This is a genomic window from Rhodanobacter soli (genome assembly GCF_040548735.1).
In the GTDB taxonomy this organism is placed as follows: Bacteria; Pseudomonadota; Gammaproteobacteria; order Xanthomonadales; family Rhodanobacteraceae; genus Rhodanobacter; species Rhodanobacter soli_A.
The window spans coordinates 258,877-274,940 of record NZ_JBEPSD010000002.1 but is presented as its reverse complement, the minus strand read 5'-3'; the positions used below and the strand labels follow the sequence as shown (position 1 = coordinate 274,940).

Annotated in this window: 15 protein-coding genes; 6 read left to right on the top strand and 9 right to left on the bottom strand. The window is 65.4% G+C overall.

Features of this window, described 5'->3' with window-relative positions:
* Window position 1: 1 nt before the first annotated feature.
* The 4 genes from ABIE04_RS12120 to ABIE04_RS12105 form a co-directional block, all read right to left on the bottom strand.
* Entirely contained in the window at window positions 2–349 is a 348-nt protein-coding gene (locus tag ABIE04_RS12120) for a YciI family protein (RefSeq protein WP_354550441.1), read from the bottom strand.
* Window positions 350–472: 123 nt separating this feature from the next.
* Window positions 473–1,843, bottom strand: a complete 1,371-nt coding sequence (locus ABIE04_RS12115) for an FAD-containing oxidoreductase (protein WP_354550437.1) — start codon at window positions 1,841–1,843, stop codon at window positions 473–475.
* A gap of 117 nt (window positions 1,844–1,960) precedes the next feature.
* Entirely contained in the window at window positions 1,961–3,184 is a 1,224-nt protein-coding gene (locus tag ABIE04_RS12110) for a DesA family fatty acid desaturase (protein WP_354550432.1), read from the bottom strand.
* 278 nt (window positions 3,185–3,462) lie between these two features.
* Window positions 3,463–4,032: an NADPH-dependent FMN reductase gene (locus ABIE04_RS12105; RefSeq protein WP_354550428.1), complete on the bottom strand. Its 570-nt coding sequence runs from the start codon at window positions 4,030–4,032 to the stop codon at window positions 3,463–3,465.
* Between the two features lie 300 nt (window positions 4,033–4,332).
* On the opposite strand from ABIE04_RS12105, the gene ABIE04_RS12100 reads away from it, so the two are divergent.
* Window positions 4,333–4,485, top strand: a complete 153-nt coding sequence (locus ABIE04_RS12100; protein WP_354550424.1) for a hypothetical protein — start codon at window positions 4,333–4,335, stop codon at window positions 4,483–4,485.
* Window positions 4,486–4,566: 81 nt separating this feature from the next.
* On the opposite strand, the gene ABIE04_RS12095 is transcribed toward ABIE04_RS12100, so the two are convergent.
* A complete protein-coding gene (locus ABIE04_RS12095; RefSeq protein WP_354550420.1) occupies window positions 4,567–4,941 on the bottom strand; it encodes a hypothetical protein in 375 nt (124 codons plus the stop codon).
* Between the two features lie 217 nt (window positions 4,942–5,158).
* On the opposite strand from ABIE04_RS12095, the gene ABIE04_RS12090 reads away from it, so the two are divergent.
* Entirely contained in the window at window positions 5,159–6,016 is an 858-nt protein-coding gene (locus ABIE04_RS12090) for a class I SAM-dependent methyltransferase (RefSeq protein ID WP_354550416.1), read from the top strand.
* 103 nt (window positions 6,017–6,119) lie between these two features.
* On the opposite strand, the gene ABIE04_RS12085 is transcribed toward ABIE04_RS12090, so the two are convergent.
* Window positions 6,120–7,976 (bottom strand): hypothetical protein, encoded by a 1,857-nt coding sequence (locus ABIE04_RS12085; RefSeq protein WP_354550412.1) that lies wholly within the window; start codon window positions 7,974–7,976, stop codon window positions 6,120–6,122.
* Between the two features lie 331 nt (window positions 7,977–8,307).
* On the opposite strand from ABIE04_RS12085, the gene ABIE04_RS12080 reads away from it, so the two are divergent.
* The 3 genes from ABIE04_RS12080 to ABIE04_RS12070 all read left to right on the top strand — a co-directional run bounded on the left by ABIE04_RS12080 (window position 8,308) and on the right by ABIE04_RS12070 (window position 11,348).
* Complete coding sequence (locus ABIE04_RS12080) at window positions 8,308–9,096, top strand: SAM-dependent methyltransferase (protein ID WP_354551449.1); 789 nt, start codon at window positions 8,308–8,310, stop codon at window positions 9,094–9,096.
* A 103-nt stretch (window positions 9,097–9,199) separates the two neighbouring features.
* Window positions 9,200–9,562 carry a hypothetical protein gene (locus ABIE04_RS12075; protein WP_354550408.1) on the top strand — a complete coding sequence of 121 codons (363 nt, stop codon included), beginning with the start codon at window positions 9,200–9,202 and terminating at the stop codon, window positions 9,560–9,562.
* 58 nt (window positions 9,563–9,620) lie between these two features.
* Window positions 9,621–11,348, top strand: coding sequence for a tetratricopeptide repeat-containing diguanylate cyclase (locus ABIE04_RS12070; protein WP_354550404.1), 1,728 nt, complete (start codon window positions 9,621–9,623; stop codon window positions 11,346–11,348).
* Window positions 11,349–11,495: 147 nt separating this feature from the next.
* Here ABIE04_RS12070 and ABIE04_RS12065 read toward each other — a convergent pair whose 3' ends face one another.
* A complete protein-coding gene (locus tag ABIE04_RS12065; protein WP_354550400.1) occupies window positions 11,496–12,299 on the bottom strand; it encodes a LytR/AlgR family response regulator transcription factor in 804 nt (267 codons plus the stop codon).
* On the bottom strand, window positions 12,296–13,408 hold the full coding sequence (locus tag ABIE04_RS12060; RefSeq protein ID WP_354550396.1) for a sensor histidine kinase: 1,113 nt from the start codon (window positions 13,406–13,408) through the stop codon (window positions 12,296–12,298). Before ABIE04_RS12060 ends, ABIE04_RS12065 begins: the two co-directional genes overlap by 4 nt.
* Window positions 13,409–13,627: 219 nt before the next feature.
* Here ABIE04_RS12060 and ABIE04_RS12055 point away from each other — a divergent pair, with 219 nt between their 5' ends.
* Window positions 13,628–13,993 carry a hypothetical protein gene (locus tag ABIE04_RS12055; RefSeq protein ID WP_354550392.1) on the top strand — a complete coding sequence of 122 codons (366 nt, stop codon included), beginning with the start codon at window positions 13,628–13,630 and terminating at the stop codon, window positions 13,991–13,993.
* Between the two features lie 54 nt (window positions 13,994–14,047).
* Here ABIE04_RS12055 and ABIE04_RS12050 read toward each other — a convergent pair whose 3' ends face one another.
* Complete coding sequence (locus ABIE04_RS12050) at window positions 14,048–16,000, bottom strand: M61 family metallopeptidase (RefSeq protein WP_354550388.1); 1,953 nt, start codon at window positions 15,998–16,000, stop codon at window positions 14,048–14,050.
* Between the last annotated feature and the right edge of the window lie 64 nt (window positions 16,001–16,064).

Sequence of the window (16,064 nt, the reverse complement as noted above, 5' to 3'; positions counted from 1 at the left end):
TCTACATGCTCCAGACCGGCCGCACTTCGACAATGCCGTGAGTGGCGGCCGGGCAGCGCGCCGCCCAGGCGAGCGCGGCGTCCAGATCGGCCACGTCGATGAGGTAGTAGCCGGCCAGTTGCTCCTTGGAGTCCGCATAGGGCCCGTCCAGCACCTGCGACTTGCCGTTCGCCACGCGCACGGTGGTCGCGGTCGCGCTGCCTTGCAGGCGGTTCGAGCCGACCAGCGCGCCCGCCGTCTTCAACGCCTGCGTATAGGCCCCGTAAGCCGCGACGCCCTGCTCCTGTTCGGCCGGCGACATGCGCGCCCAGCCGCCTTCCTCCGCATACAGCATCAATAGATATTGCATCGTGATTCTCCGTTCCGGGTGATCGGCGGGCAGCATGCTCCGCCGTGCCTATGACGCGTGGGGTCCCGCGATTTGGACAAGACCGGTCCTGCAGGGCGATGGCGGTGCATCCGGCCCGTCGCCCTACCCGTCCGGTGCGTGCACTTCCGCGATCAGCGTGGGGAGGAGTTCCGACACGGTCGGGTGGATCGGCACCGTGCGCTGCAGTTGGGTGGCGGTGGCGCCCACGCTCATCATGTCGATGATGCCGTGGATCGCCTCGTCGCCTTCGACGCCGAGAATCGCGGCGCCGAGGATCGCCTTCGTTTCGGCGTCGACGATCACCTTCATGAAACCCTGCGTCTCGTCCTTTTCCACCGCGCGGCCGACCCGGCCCATCGGCCGCTTGCCGACCAGGAACGGGCGCCCGCGCTTGCGCGCCTGCGCCTCGTTGATGCCGACGCGGCCCAGCGGCGGGTCGATGTACAGCGCGTAGCCGCTGACGCGTTCGCTGAGCCGGCGGTGCTCGCCGTCGAGCAGGTTCGCCGCGACCATCTCGAAGTCGTTGTACGCGGTATGCGTGAACGCGCCGCGACCGTTGCAGTCGCCCAGCGCCCAGATGCCGGGCACGTTCGTGCGCAATTCGTCGTCGACGCTGATGTAGCCGCGCGCATCCGCCGCCACGCCGGCCTTGTCGAGGCCGAGGTCGCCGGTGTTCGGTACGCGTCCCACCGCCACCAGCACGTGGCTGCAGGCGAGCCGTTCGCCGTCGACCGTCACCGCGAGCGTGCCGCCTTCGCCCGCGAACGCGAGGTCGGCGACGCCGGTGCGGATGTCGATGCCTTCGCCTTCCAGGATCTCGCGCACTGCCGTCGACACGTCCTCGTCCTCGCGCCCGATCAGGTACGGGCCTTTTTCCACCACGGTGACGCGGGCGCCGAAGCGCCTGTACATCTGCGCGTATTCCAGCCCGATGTAGCTGCCGCCGACGATCAGCAGATGCACCGGCACGCGGTCCAGACCCAGGATCGAGGTGTTGGTGAGGTACGGAATCGCGTGCAGGCCCGGCATGTCCGGCACCGCGGCACGGCCGCCGACATTCAGGAAGATCTGCGGCGCGCTGAGTCGCTCGTCACCCACGCGCAGGGTTTGCGCATCCTCGAACTGCGCATGGCCTTCGATCACCGTGCAGCCGTCCATGCCGTCCAGCCACGAGCGCACGCCGTGGCGCGCGTTGGCGATGACGGTATCGGCACGCGACTTCACCTTGGCCATGTCGATGCCCACCTCGCCCGTCAGCACCACGCCGAAATCGGCCGCGCGACGGGCGATGTGCGCGGCGCGCGCGCTGGCGACCAGGGTCTTGGTCGGCATGCAGCCGGTGTTGACGCAGGTGCCGCCGAACAGCTTGCGCTCGACCAGCGCCACCGACCGGCCGGCCTGGGTCAGCCGGTTCGCCAGCGGCGGGCCGGCCTGGCCGGCGCCGACGATGATGGCGTCGAACCGGCGGCTCATGACGCGGCCACCGCAAGCGGCAGCATGCTGGCGATCGAGAACGCAAACGGATAGAAGGTCATGCCGTTACTCCCGCATGGATGAACTACGCGGTGTCCATGGTGCCATTACCAAGCATCACGGGCGCGCGAATTCCAGCAGGTCGGCATGGACCCGTTCCTTGCCGGCGATGCAACAGCCTTTCAGGCGGGCGGCGAAATCGGCCAGCGCACGGACCTGGCTCATTTCCGCCTCCGCACACCAGCGCTTCAGTTCTTCCAGCAGGGCCTGGGCGTCACGGCCGTTGCGTTCGGTCAGCCCGGCGAGTCGCGCACGGAACTCGCATACGGTGGACAGCCGGAAACGCTGGTGCAGGAACGCGGAGAGCTCCCCGCGCAATACCGGGTCCAGCCAGCGCCCTCCGCTCGCCAGTCCCCGCCGCAGCCGGCGTGGCAGCCGCCCATCGACCGCGCGTTCCGCGCGCAAGGTCGGGGCGATCACGCCGACGACGTAGTCATGCAGGATGCGGCACCGCTGCGCCAGCAACGCCTTGACCGTTTCCGCATCCGGTTGCTCCACGTGGGCACGGAAACCGAGTGCCGGCGCGACCCGCCGCACCTGCGCCAAGCCCAGCCGGCGCAGCAGGCAGATCAGCATCCAGCCGCCATCGAATTCGAACCTGCGCTGCGAGAATTTCGCCGAGCTGGGAAACGCATGGTGGTTGTTGTGCAGTTCCTCGCCGCCCACGATCAGCCCCCACGGCACCAGGTTGGCCGAGGTGTCGGCCGTCTCGAAATTGCGGTAGCCGCACCAGTGGCCGAGGCCGTTGACGACGCCGGCGGCCCAGAACGGGATCCACGCCATCTGCAGCGCCCAGAGCGCGATACCGACCACGCCGAACAGGCCAAGGCTGATCAGCGCCAGCAGGGTCGGCCCCGCCGCCGACCAGCGCGCGTAGAGATGGCGTTCGATCCAGTCGTCGGGCGCGCCGACGCCGTAGGTCGCCAGGTCGCCCGCATCCGCGGCAGCCTTCTTGTAAAGATCCACGCCGCGCCACAGGACCGCACGGATGCCGTACACCTGCGGGCTGTGCGGATCCTCGGCGGTCTCGCATTTCGCATGGTGCTTGCGATGCACGGCGATCCATTGCCGGGTCACCATGCCCGTCGTCAGCCAGCACCAGAAGCGAAAGACGTGCGCGACGGCCGGATGGAAATCGACGCCGCGGTGCGCCTGGCTGCGGTGCAGGTACAAGGTGACGGCGGTGATCGTCGCCTGCGTCATGACCACGAAGTAGATCAGCCAGGCCATCCACGATGCCTGGGTCAGTCCGCGCGCCGCATAGGAAAGCAGGTCCAACATGGATTCCTCCGGAACCGCCCGTGCCGGGCGGAACTCCATGCCTTCTTGTAACGCGTACTACCGAACGTGCCCGGCAAATTTCCGTGAAGCCGCCGTCCTTCCATCGCCGCCGCGACACCCATGGAGGGACCCGGCCTGCAGCTCGCCTTCGGCCAGGAGCATGACGGAGATTGCGCGGAGGCGGGCTTTGCACACCCGAGCCACATGGCCCGCTGCGTGCGCCGCGTGCTGGGGCTGAGCCCCACGCAAACCGCGGGCCGCTCGGCAAGGCCTCCTGGTTAGACGGTGCTCGCCGGGTTGGCCTGCGCGAAAGCAACGAAGCCCTCCACGAACTGGCGCAGCGAGTCATGGGTGCGTGCATCGACGATGGCGCCATCGGCATCGAACACGCTGCCCGCACGCGACACCATCAGGCGACCGCCGGTCCAGAGTTCCGCACCGAGCGTGCGCAACACCGGCAGCCAGGCGTTCTGCGAAAGGATCGTGCCGAAACCGCCGGGCGACGCACCCATCACCGCCACCGGCTTGCCGGCGAACACGCGCGGAATGTCGGCCGGCGGTCGCGTCAACCAGTCCAGCGCATTCTTGGTCACACCGGGAATGCTGTTGTTGTATTCCGGCGTTGCGATCAGCAGGCCGTCGGCCGCGGCGATCGCCTCCTTGAGCGCCGCGACCGCAGCCGGAACGCCATGCGCGGCTTCATCGTCGCCGTTGTACAGCGGGAACGCGGCGATCGACATGATCTCCAGCCGGCTGTCGGCCGGCATCATCGCACCGGCGGCACGCAGCAGCGCGGCATTGAACGAACCCTTGCGCAGGCTGCCGGAAAAACCCACGAGAACGGCCATGTTCCACCTCCCCAAACAGTCATGACGACGGGAGCGGCAAGGGTAACGCGGAAACAGGGACCGCCCATGCTCGGGGACCGACCTGCAGGCACGCGCCGGCGCCTGTGCACGCCCATGTCCGCACCACCGTCCGGCACGCGGTGTCCGGACAACGCGGCGACCGTCCGCGGACAGTCGAACCTGGGCCGGAGCAGGCGGGGAATGGCCTGGAAATGCGGGTTTCCACGCTTTGGCAGCGTTGGCACGCCACTTGCCATACACCTCTTGAAAGCTTCATTTCCTCACAGCCGGAGAACGACCATGAAATTCGAAACCTTGATGCTGCAGACCCTGTTCAGCGCTTGCGCCCTGGTTTGCCTGCTGGCGATGGGCGCCATGCTGACGACGAAGGTGCCGGTGTCCGTAGCCGCCAGCCACGCACCGGCAGCCAAGGTGGTCAGTTCGGCCGGCTAGGCCGGGCACGCCCTCCGCGGCAAGTCGCGGAGTTCCGAGCCCAGGGGCCGAACGAGATCGGCTCCTGGCCGATGGGCTCTCTCAGCGCACATGCAGCCAGTGCACATGGACACCGTTGGCCTGATCCTCGGCACGGTATCCTTCACGTCCTTCCACGACCACTCCCCACACCACGCGGACGCCCTCGCCCAGGTAGCAGTCCACTCGCACGTGTTCGCCCTGCGCGATGGGGAAGCAGGTTTCCAGCACCATGGCCTGGTCGCGTTCCCAGACCAGCAGCGCAGGCTTGCAGGCGGCAGCACCCCAGCCGATATGGATCTGCACCTCTTGCGCGGGATAGACACCGCGATTGTCGAGCTTCCATTTCTCGGTCTTTCGCAACAGCGATTCCAGGTGCGGATCGTTCCAGTCGACACGGTTGGCTGGCTTCTGCGCAGGCGGGCTGTAACGGTTCATTGCGCAAAGACTCCCGGGGATGATGCAAGCAACGCAGAAGGCGGCGGCGTGTGGATCCCGGCACCCAGAGCGACTCAATGGCTATCGGCCGCGCCGGAGAGTTCTGAAGGAAACAGGCCATTCGATGGCGCATCTTCGGATGGCGTTTGCGCGCGCGGGCAGTGCGGGGCTCCGGCCAAGGTTATGATCCACCCGGTTTTTGACGAGAATTCCCGACGTGCCACATTATTCCGGCCCGATACTCACGCGGCCCACCGCCCAGGCGCTGTTGGCCGCACGCGATGCCGGCACAGGCGAATGGTCCGGTTCGCTCGACCTTGGCCGCTCGAACGGCCACGCGTCACTGAAATCGGACGCCTGGCAGTGGCGGGACCAGCGCTACCCGTATCCGCCCACGCTGAAGGACCGCACGATTTACTACTGGGATGGCGACGGGTTCGCACCGGTGTCGCGCTATGCCGGCTCGCTGATCAAACTGGTGCCCACGGAATGGGGCGCGCCCACGTTCGAGATCGACGGCATCAAGATGCTGCCCACCGCGAAGGAGTCGCCGGTGGCGGATGCGCGCCACAAGGTGGCGCTGGTCGAGCCGCACGGCAAGGTGGTGCTGGATACCTGCGGCGGCCTGGGCTACTTCGCCGCGTGCTGCCTGGAAGCCGGCGCCGCGCGCATCCACTCGTTCGAGAAGAACGCCGACGTGCTGTGGCTGCGCACGCTCAACCCATGGTCGCCGGATCCTGATGAGCTTGACCCGGGCGCGCCCGCCAGCGGCGGCCGCCTGCAACTCGCCCATGCCGACGTGTCGCAGGCGATCGCGCAGATCGCCGACGCCTCGGTGGACGCCGTGCTGCACGACCCGCCGCGCTTCGGCATCGCCGGCGAGCTGTACTCGCAGGCCTTCTACGACCAGCTGGCGCGTGTACTGCGCAAGCGCGGCCGGCTGTTCCACTACACCGGCAGCCCGAACAAGCTCACCAGCGGCCGCGATGTGCCGCGCGAGGTGGCCAAACGGCTGGAGAAGGCCGGCTTCAAGGCGCAGCTGGCGCTGGACGGCGTGCTGGCGACACGGCGCTGAAGAGGGCCGACCGGAAGGCAGCTGCGAACCGGTCCGGCTCTAGGCAAAACGGGCGCGATGGGCACCACCCATCACGCCCGTCATTTGGCGCTTTGTCGCGATTTCAGAGTCCGATCGCCGAGATGCGGGTCGCCCAGTTGCCGAGTGCAGCGCGCGTGCCGCCGCACTGGAACAATGGAGCCGTCAGGTATTCGGCCAGGGTGCACGTCTGCGCGATGTACTCCGAGGCGGTCCAGATCGTGTTGCCGTCGGCCGCAGCCGCACCGTAGTCGCCCCAACGGGGCCGATCACCGGCAAGGTAAGGGATGCCGGTAAAGCCGTCCCACGGGCCTGCGCCTGCTGCCGCGACATGGACATCGCCGGCGCCCAGCTTCGCATCCAGGCTGGCGTAGCCGGCGCTCGGATGGTCGTTGGGGCCAACGACAGTGAACGCGATGACGCCACGTCCGCTTTGCGTGACGGCCGCCGCGCCGTAGGTCAGATTCGCATCGGGCAAGGCCAGCGTGCCATTGACGGAAACGCCGCCGGACTTCGGATTGATGACGAAGTAGTTGATGCCCGAGCCATGGCTGCCATTGGCCAGCAGGACATCGGTGTCCAGCGTGCCCCACAGTTTGCCGTTGGCGTAGCTCACCTGCTGCATGCGCGAGTCGTTCACCGCCATGGGGCGTGGCGTCGGGTAGACGATATTCGGGTAGCCGAGATACGTCGGTGCGCAACCGGCCAGGGCAAAACAATCGCGCAGGGGTGCACTGCCCGGCTTCTGCTGGGCCAGGCTGCTCGGCACGGCATAGGTCTGCACGGTCAGCGGCGAGACGCCCAACACCAGGGTCGTGGGCGCGGTGTCGATGGCCTGCGTGTTCGACACCGACCACAGCCAGATCGTGTTCGAGATGCCCGAGTCGTAGAACACCGCGTCCGAACTGAGCAGGTATTCGGTTCCGCCCAGCGTGTCGACATACTGCCCCCCGGACGAGATGGCCGGCCAGACGGTGAACGCGGGCGCCGGAACACTCGGATCGCCGCCGTTGAACAGCACCACATTCGGTGAGGCGGCACCCGATGCCAGCGCCTGCTTGGAGATGGCGTAGATCTGCGCGCCGTAGAAGCCGGAGCCGAACAGCGCGAACTCGTTGGTGGTCAGGAAGATCGCATGGGCGTCAGCGCCGATGTGGGGATAGTCGCCCAGGCAGAACCCACCCGTACAACCGTGATCCGGGGTGCCCTGGGTGCCGTTGTTCTGCACCGGCAGGTGGTAGATGTTCCAGGCACCGGTGGGGTTGGCAGTCTGGCTGACCGCGATGTCCAGGTGATTGGTGCCGGCCAGGGACGACGTCGTGCCGATGCGATCGAGCGTCAACACGACCTGGAACCAACGCTGCGTGCCTGCGTCGTAGTAGCAGGACGGGTCGGTGATGCTGGGCCCGTACGCACCGGTGGTGCGATTGATCGCTGCGGGGTAGCCGTAGAACGTGTTGAGATCGACGGGGCCGACGAGTTCGTTGCCGGAGCCGTCATAGATCGCCAATACGTCGTTGACGCTTTCCATGACGAATCCGTTGCCGGCGCACAACCCCTGATCGGGCGGTTCCACCGAGAACTGGTTGCCGCCATTGGCGTAACGCTGGTCGTGGAAATTGAGGCCGTCGAAGCCGCCCAGCAATTGGGGGTTCGACTTGGCACGCCGGGCATTTCCGATCCGGTTGCTGCCGGCGTGACCGCGGGCGATGCTGCGATTCACCACGGGCTGTGCTCCGAGTTCATCACCATCGCCAGAATCGGCATCCCCGGCGGTCATCGCCGGGTCCTGTTCCAGGGTTGTCAGCGGCGCGCCCCCTACCGGCGTGGTCGTTGGCACCGTGGTGCCCCCTTTTTGCAGCTTGAGCGTCGTTGGAGTGGCGCCCAAGGCGCACGTAGCGAACGCCATGCCCATTACTGCGATGAGCAGTCGAGTCTTCATATCATCGGTCTCCCGTTCGTTTGATAGGTGACCGCGTCCCCTGAGACGCCGGTATCGGTCGCGCCGATGAGCGTCCACGCAAGTACGCATATTGACATATGCGCCGGCATACGATACGCGCGTGTCGGCGAAGCCGCCATAGGTCCGCAGGACCGAGGTCCTGCTCGCCCAAACCCCGACAAGTTCCAGGCCACGATGGGAAAGGTCCTGGCCCACCCTACCCCGCCGGAAGACGATCGCGCCGGTGCACTCCAGCACCATAAAATTGCCCTACTATCAAGCGGTGAGCACACCAACTCTTCCATCATCGAACGACGCGCGACCCGGCAACCTGGCCTGCGTCGGCATGGGCATGACCCTGGGGTCCCACCTCACGCCATTGGCACGCAGCCACATCGAGCAGGCCGACGTGGTGTTTGCCGGGCTTTCCGACGGCGTCGTGGAGCTCTGGCTGGAACGCATGCACCCGGATGTACGCAGCCTTCATCCCTACTATGCCGAAGGCAAGTCGCGAATGAAGACCTATCGGCAGTGGGTCGACCTGATGATGGCCGAGGTGCGTGCAGGCAAACGTGTTTGTGGAGTGTTCTACGGTCATCCCGGCATCTTTGCCTGGTCGCCGCACAAGGTCATCGAAGTTGCCCGTGCGGAAGGCTTCGAAGCACACATGGAGCCTGGCATCTCCGCCGAGGACTGCCTCTATGCCGACCTGGGCATTGATCCGGGCCGCTTCGGCTGTCAGCACTTCGAGGCCAGCCAGCTCCTTTTCTACGAACGGCGCATCGACCCCTTCGGTTACCTCGTGCTGTGGCAGGTCGGGCTGGTGGGCGACTGGTCGCTGACGCGCTTCCAGACCGGGCCCGAATACCGGCAGGTGCTAGTGGATCTATTGAACCTGGATTATCCGCTCGACCATGAAGTGATAATCTACCGCGGGGCAACGTTACCGATCGAGAAACCGCGCATCCGTCGTGTCGCCCTGCGTGATCTTCCCAATGTCGGATTGACCGCCGAGGAAACAGTCGTGCTACCGCCGGCCCAGGCATTGCGGCCGAATATCGCCATGCGAGAGCGACTGGAAGCATTGGACAAGTTGCGCAAGGAAGGCATGCCGGCGTGAAGTGGGGGAACGCCAAGAGATGGGAATTTTTCTGCGGTGAATACGGCAATCATGGAACGCGTAGGCACTGACGACGGCTGTTAGCGTGCCTTGATCATGGCTGATGGCCGTACACCGCCAATTTGCCAAAGCTGTCGGCTTGTCGCACGACAAACACACAAAACGGGGGAAACACATGACGGACACGATTGAATTGCTGGAGGCCATCGGTCGGGATGCCTCGCTGCGCCATGCATCGGCCGAGGATTTGACAGGCATGCTGGAACAAGCACAAGCATCTGGTGCACTCAAGGCTGCTGTGGCGTCCGGCGACCGAATGCTGTTATCCGAGGAGCTTGGCAGCAAACCTCTAGCGCCGCCTCAAAGTACCCTTGGTCCAGCTCACGAAGATGAGCCAGAGCAGGATGACAACGAACCACTGGATAATCCGGCTTCCGACCACCGCAAATCCTCACCGCATCCCTAAACGAGCCAGCATGCTTCGGCTGCCCAGCCGCTTCTGGTCATGGCCTGTAATGATAAGCATGGCCATGGGATCACTCGTGCCTCATTGCCATGCCACGACGTCCGCATCGGATCCAGCCATACTTCTCGATCAGGCTGAAAGCCTGCAAAGGAAAGATCACTCCCGGTTTGTGCAAATACTTGCGCAAATCCATAATGAAGTTCCTCACCTGACGCCGGAAGAGCGATGGCGTTTTAGTTATCTCGATGCGTGGAAAAACGCATTCGAGGGAAATTACTCCAAATCCGAAACCCAGCTTCACAAGGTAATCGATCACGCCGATAGCGCGATCTTGGTCGCCAAGGCATCTGCGCTGCTGTTGACCAACTTGGGAATCAATCGGCGTTATGAGGAGGCCTTTACGCTGGCCAATCGCCTGACAGCCGAGCTGCCTCAGATCAGGGACCCAGGGGCTCGCTACCTGGTTCTGATGAATCTTTCGCAGATGCTGGATTTTTCTGGCCAAACAGATCTCGCCCTCAAGTACGCACGCATGATGGAGGATTCCATACCTCCCGGCGAGACCCGTTGCCTTCCCCTCAACCTGCAAATCGCGGCGCTTTACAACAGCAAGCAACTGACCTCCGCCGACCCAAAACTGCAACAGACCGTCGACGTCTGCACAGCGGCGCAGCGCCCCGTCGCCACCAACAGCACCTGGTTGGTTCTGAGCAGCCTCTACCTGGACGAAAATCAACCGCGCAAGGCCATGGAGCTGCTCGACAGGATCGGCCCCAGCGTCCGCACCAATCAGTACCACGACCACATGCTGTCGGCGCAGGTGGAGCGGGCACAGGCCCATGCCAAGCTGGGCAACGACAACGAGGCCAGGAAAGCCGCGCTTTCCGCCGTCGCCATGAGCCGCCCCGGTGACATCAGCGAATGGCTGATGGTGGCCTATCAGTTGCTCTACCAGATCGAGAAGAAGCAGGGCCACAGCGCCGCCGCGCTCGCCTACTACGAGCACTATGTCGTCCAGGACAAGGGTTATCTCAACGATGTCAGCGCCAGGGCGCTGGCCTACCAGGTAGCCCAGCAACACATGCTTGTGCAGAGGCTCGAAACAGAAAAGCTGAGCAAGCAGAACAACATCCTGCGATTGCAACAGGCACTGGACACCAAGGCCGTCGAGACAAGCCGGCTTTATATCACGCTGTTGCTCGTGATCCTGGCATCCATCGTGCTCTGGCTGTTCCGGCTCAAGCGCTCGCAGCTTCGCTTCATGCGACTGTCCCATCGCGACGGGCTCACCGGCATCCTGAACCACCAGCACTTCATCACTGAGGCCGGTCGTGTCCTGCGCCTGCTGGAGAAGAAGCTCGGCCACGCCTGCCTGATATCCATCGACCTCGATCACTTCAAGCGGGTCAACGATACCTATGGCCATGCCATGGGCGACGTCGTGCTGAAGCTTGCCGTGGCCATCTGCCAGCAGCACCTGCGCCCCAGCGACCTGTTTGGCCGCCTGGGCGGCGAGGAGTTCGGCATCCTGCTGCACGACTGCTCCCGCAAGCAGGGACTGGACATCGCCAATCGCATCCGGATCGCCATCGGAACGACACCGATGGAACAGGACGGCAGCGGCGTATCGATTTCCGCCAGCGTGGGCCTGGCTTCCACCGACACCTCCGGCTACGAGCTGCAACGCCTTTGCAAGGAGGCCGATTCAGCGCTCTATCGTGCCAAGCGCGCCGGGCGCAATCGCGTCATCGCCGATACCGAAGACGGCAATCTGGTCGAAGCCTGAAACGGCGGACAACGGAGCCGGCAATCGTTGAACGTGCGCAGCGCAGCGGCCATCCGCTGTGCTGGTTCGTCGGGTGCGAAGTGGTCGCTGCCGGCAAGCATGCCGACAGAACCGGCCGCAGCGTGAAGCCGTCGCGCCGGACGGGATTCAACTTTTTTCCCCGTCCCGTTTCTCGTCCCTGCGCCCGGCCAGGACCAGGCGCAGAAAAGTTTCGTGCTGGTAGCGGCTCATGCGCAACTTCTGGCCGGTATCCATCGTGACCACGTGGTAACCGTTGAACCATGGGTGGATGGCCTGGATGCGGCGTACGTTGATGATGGCGGAGCGGTGGACGCGCGCAAAATGCCGCGAATCGAGGCGTGCGGCGAGTGCGCTCATAGTCTCGCGCATTTCATGGACGCCGTCGGCAAGATGGATCTGCACGGTATTGCCGTTGGCCTTGATCCACACGATGTCGTCGACGTCGATGAAGGTGATGCGCTCGTCGATACGCACCGGGAGGCGCTGCAGGTAGTCGTGGCGCTGACGCAATGCGTCGAGCGCCTGCAGGATCCGCGCCGAGGCAGCCCCATTCACGCCCTCGCCGAGGGACAGCCGCGCCTTCACCCGGCGCAGGGTGTCCGCGAAGCGCTCGCGGCTGAACGGTTTCACCAGGTAGTCCACCGCATTCGCTTCGAACGCCCGCACCGCATACTGCTCGAAGGCGGTGACGAACACCGTCATCGGCATGCGCCCCGCACCGATGGTCGCCACCACGTCCATGCCGTTGATCGCGGGCATCTGGATGTCGAGGAAGACCAGGTCGGGCGACTGGCTGCGTATCGCCTCGACCGCCGATGCGCCATCGCCGCACTCGCCCAGCAGCTCGATGTCGGGGTCGTCGCGCAGCAGGCGCACGACGGCACGGCGCGCGATCGGCTCGTCATCCACGACCAGGGTGGCGATGCTCATGCGGAAGCGACCTCGGGCGCGTCGTCCGCTTCACACATCTCGCGGAACGGCAGGCGCAGCCGACAGACCACACCCTGCGGCCAGATCATCTCAAGACGCACTTGCGCCACATCGCCATATAGCTCGCGCAGGCGCAGCTCCGTGTTCGACAGACCGATGCCGTGCCCTGGCGCCGAGGCCGGTCCGTCCTCCAGCGTGCTGTTGCGATTGCGCACGTCGATGCACAGGCTGTCGCCCTCGCGCCGGCTTTCGACCTCGATGCAGTCCACGCCGACACGCTGGCTGATCCCGTGCGAGATGGCGTTTTCCACGATCGGCTGCAGGATCAGGCTGGGCACGGCGCAATCCAGCGTATCCGGAGCCACGTAGATCTGCGTGGTCAGTCGATCCTTGAAGCGCGTGCGCTGGATGCCGAGATAGAGATCCAGCAACACCAGCTCCCGCCGCAGGCTGATCTCCTGGCCGTCGTAGTCCTCCAGGAACGCACGCAGCAGATCGCTCAGGCGCAGCAGCATGTCCTCGGCCGACAGCGTGTCCTCGTGCAGCAGGGTCGCGACCGCGTGCAGCGTATTGAACAGGAAATGCGGCTGCAGCTGCGTCTTGAGCACCTGCAGCCGCGACTGCGCGAGTTCCGAAGCCAGCCGGCTCGCTTCCAGTTCGCGGCGCGTTTTCTCCTCGTGGAACTGCATGGCCCGCTGGATCGCGAAGAGCGCCCAGTACGTGAACAGACCCGTGGCGGCATGCTGGTTGACGAAGAACCGCAGCTGCTCGACGAACCCGCTCGGCTCGAACACCGTCGAGACCGCGGCGCCGATCACCAGCGCCAGGAAGGTCATGTTCACGCTGGCCACCAGCTGCGCACCAAGGCCGCCCAGGCGCAGCGGTGTCTGGATCGGAAAGCGCACCGCCAGGCGAAACACCGTCGGCGCAAGCGCAGCCCACGTGTACCACTGGATCATCGACCAGCGCAGGTAATCGAAAGCCGACCAGGTATGGCCGGTGAGCGTGTCGCGCATGAATTCCTGCACCGCAAACACCACCACCACGGCGCTCCATAGGCCGAGGTAGCGGACCAGGCCAATCCGGGTATTGCCGAGGCGAACCATCATCGCGGGGTGTCCCGTAGGTCGGAGTGGTCATCCTAGGCGCAGTGCACGACGCTGAAAAGCAAATGCGCGGCGTCTCTACGATTCGCCACCGCGTCGCAACGATTCGTCCCGGAAAGCTTTCGCGGGGCACTGCCGATCCGGCCAGATCACGCTGCCGAGCTTGTGCGCGATACCGCGCGCAAGCCACCGGCGACACTTCTTCCCCGCCGGAGCCACGCCATGAGTCCGACCCGCGCCATCGCCTTCGCCGCCCTGCTCGCCATCGCGCCTGGCAGCATGCTCGCCGCACCCGCGCCCAGCGCCGCCCACGCCGACGCCGGGCGCAAGTCCACGCGACATTTCAAGCTCGTGAACGCCACGTTCGACAGCGTGATCGCGCTTGCCATCGCGCCTCACGGCAGCGATGCCTTCCACGACGTCGCACTCGGTGATCCGCTGCAAGGGGGACTGAGCTCGATGACCGTCGATGTCCCCGCCGGCGGATGCCTGCGCGACCTCCGCGTGACCTTCCGCGGCGGACGCATCCTGCTTCTTCCGTACATCGACGTCTGCCGCAGCGATGGGCTGCGGCTGACGCCAGGGTGACGGCGCCAGCTTCAGTCCCCCGACCCGTAGCCGAACCCTCGTGCCTGGTCGCCTTTACCTGCGCGCCGTGATGATCTCGCTCAGGTAATCGGGCGTACCCTTGACGCGCACCAGATGCGGGTACTGCAGGCCCTCGTGGTAATCCACCGGCACCGTGCGATAGGTGCCCTGGTATTTCAGCAGGAGCTTGATCGGTGCCTTGCCGGTCCTGGCCGCCGTGATCGCCTGCTTCAGCACATCGCCGGAATAGTCCTGGCCATTCACGGCGACAATGGTGGCGCCCGTGCTGACTCCGGCCTTGAACGCCGGGCCATCCCAGCGCACGTCGTTGATCTGGCCACCCTTGGCCATCGTCAGGCCGATCGACCAGGCGAAGTTGTACAGGTGGCGCGAGGATTGCGGCCGGCTGTTGTACTGCTTCTCGTAGGCGCTCTCCTTGTCGGTGTAGACCAGTTTCCAGCCGGTGCCCTCGATGCCGTCCAGCAGCGGCGGCTTGCGCGCATCCACGTGCGCGCGCAGGAAACCCGCCCAGTCATAAGGGGCCACGTCGTTCAACGCCGCCACCACATCGTCGAAGGTGTAGGTTTTCGTCACGTAGCTGCCGTTGTCGACGCCGAAGAACGCGCGCGCGAAATCGTCCAGCGACTTGCGGTCGTGCGTCAGCGCGCGCAGCCTGGCGTCCACCTCCAGCCACATCATCTGGCCGGCGCTGTAGTACTCCTCGCTCATCTGCCAGCTGCGATACGGCAGGCCCGAGCGGCGCGCGGCGGTCGGGTCGTTGGTGGTGTCCTCGAGCGTGCGCCACCGGAAGCCCTCGCGGTTGCGGTCGTAGTTGGCCGCCACCATCGCCAGCGCGTCGCGGAACTGTTCGGGCGTCCACAGGCCGGCGCGCGCGGTCAGCACGTAGCCCCAGTACTGCGTCTGCCCCTCGTACACCCACAGCAACGAATCGCCCATCGGCACGTTGAAGTTGGGCGTCCACAGGTCGACCGGACGGCGGAACTTGCCGTTCCACGAATGCGCGTACTCGTGCGCCAGCAGGTCGCGGCCCGGCGCGTTGTCGTCCCAGGCGGTGAAGTAGTCGGCATCCATGCCGTCCTCGCTGGACTGGTGGTGCTCCGTGCCGTTGCCGCCCAACTGGTCCGACAGCGAGAACAGGAAGTCGTAGTGGTCGTAATGGTGCGAGCCGAACAGTTTGGTCGCCTGCACCGCCAGCGCGCGATGCACGTTCACCTGTTCGGGCGTCATGGCCAGGTACTTCGGCGCGTCGGCGACGACGTCCAGATGCACCGGCGCCCCGCCGGGCGGCGTGAGATCGACACGCTTGAAGTACTGGCCGGCGTAGATCGGCGAATCGACCAGGTTGTTGAAGGTCACCGGCTTGAAGGTGGTGGTGTCCCCCGACTGCGAGCTCGTCTCCAGTGCGGTGCCGAGCTGCCAGCCATGCGCCAGCGTCACGCTGGGCGCGAAGGTGATGCCGCGCGTGAAATGGCCGGCCGGATACAGCGCCACCTTGCTCCACTCCATGTCCATCATGCGGTCGGTGATCTCGAACCCGCCGTCGCGGGGCGACAGGTACTGGAACTCCGCATCGATGCGTGACACCCCTGCGGGCACGTCGAGATGGAACGCGTATACGTCGTACTTGTCGCGCGTCCATGCCAGCGGCTTGCCGCCGGCGCTGAGCGTGAGGCCGGCGAGCATGGCAATCGGGCCGGTCGGCGAGTGGTCGCCGGGAATCCACTGCGGGTACAGCAAGGTCAACGCGCCGGCCTGCACCGGAATCGTCTCGTGCACGCGAAAGATGCCCTGCGCGGTGTCGCTGGCATCGACGTGCAGAGCGATCGTGCCGGGGTACGGCACGTCCTGCGGCGGCGGTACCTGGGCGCTGCGCATCTCCTGCGCGCCCGCGACACCTGCCGCAAACACCATCGATACGGCCAGGACAAGACGCACCATCGTGCGGCGCGCGCCCGCCGGCAATGCGGCGAAAAAGGGAACGAACATGCGGGACTCCGGCAACCAGACCAAGGGTCCCTTCAACTTAGCACCACGGCGCGACGCGTGGACG

Excerpts from the sequence above, each read along its gene's own strand:
- ABIE04_RS12110 (WP_354550432.1), bottom strand. The coding sequence starts at position 3,184 with ATGTTGGACCTGCTTTCCTATGCGGCGCGCGGACTGACCCAGGCATCG.
- ABIE04_RS12055 (WP_354550392.1), top strand. The coding sequence starts at position 13,628 with ATGAGTCCGACCCGCGCCATCGCCTTCGCCGCCCTGCTCGCCATCGCG.
- ABIE04_RS12120 (WP_354550441.1), bottom strand. The coding sequence starts at position 349 with ATGCAATATCTATTGATGCTGTATGCGGAGGAAGGCGGCTGGGCGCGC.
- ABIE04_RS12075 (WP_354550408.1), top strand. The coding sequence starts at position 9,200 with ATGGCCGTACACCGCCAATTTGCCAAAGCTGTCGGCTTGTCGCACGAC.
- ABIE04_RS12105 (WP_354550428.1), bottom strand. The coding sequence starts at position 4,032 with ATGGCCGTTCTCGTGGGTTTTTCCGGCAGCCTGCGCAAGGGTTCGTTC.
- ABIE04_RS12095 (WP_354550420.1), bottom strand. The coding sequence starts at position 4,941 with ATGAACCGTTACAGCCCGCCTGCGCAGAAGCCAGCCAACCGTGTCGAC.
- ABIE04_RS12050 (WP_354550388.1), bottom strand. The coding sequence starts at position 16,000 with ATGTTCGTTCCCTTTTTCGCCGCATTGCCGGCGGGCGCGCGCCGCACG.
- ABIE04_RS12065 (WP_354550400.1), bottom strand. The coding sequence starts at position 12,299 with ATGAGCATCGCCACCCTGGTCGTGGATGACGAGCCGATCGCGCGCCGT.
- ABIE04_RS12115 (WP_354550437.1), bottom strand. The coding sequence starts at position 1,843 with ATGAGCCGCCGGTTCGACGCCATCATCGTCGGCGCCGGCCAGGCCGGC.
- ABIE04_RS12060 (WP_354550396.1), bottom strand. The coding sequence starts at position 13,408 with ATGATGGTTCGCCTCGGCAATACCCGGATTGGCCTGGTCCGCTACCTC.
- ABIE04_RS12070 (WP_354550404.1), top strand. The coding sequence starts at position 9,621 with ATGGCCATGGGATCACTCGTGCCTCATTGCCATGCCACGACGTCCGCA.
- ABIE04_RS12085 (WP_354550412.1), bottom strand. The coding sequence starts at position 7,976 with ATGAAGACTCGACTGCTCATCGCAGTAATGGGCATGGCGTTCGCTACG.
- ABIE04_RS12100 (WP_354550424.1), top strand. The coding sequence starts at position 4,333 with ATGAAATTCGAAACCTTGATGCTGCAGACCCTGTTCAGCGCTTGCGCC.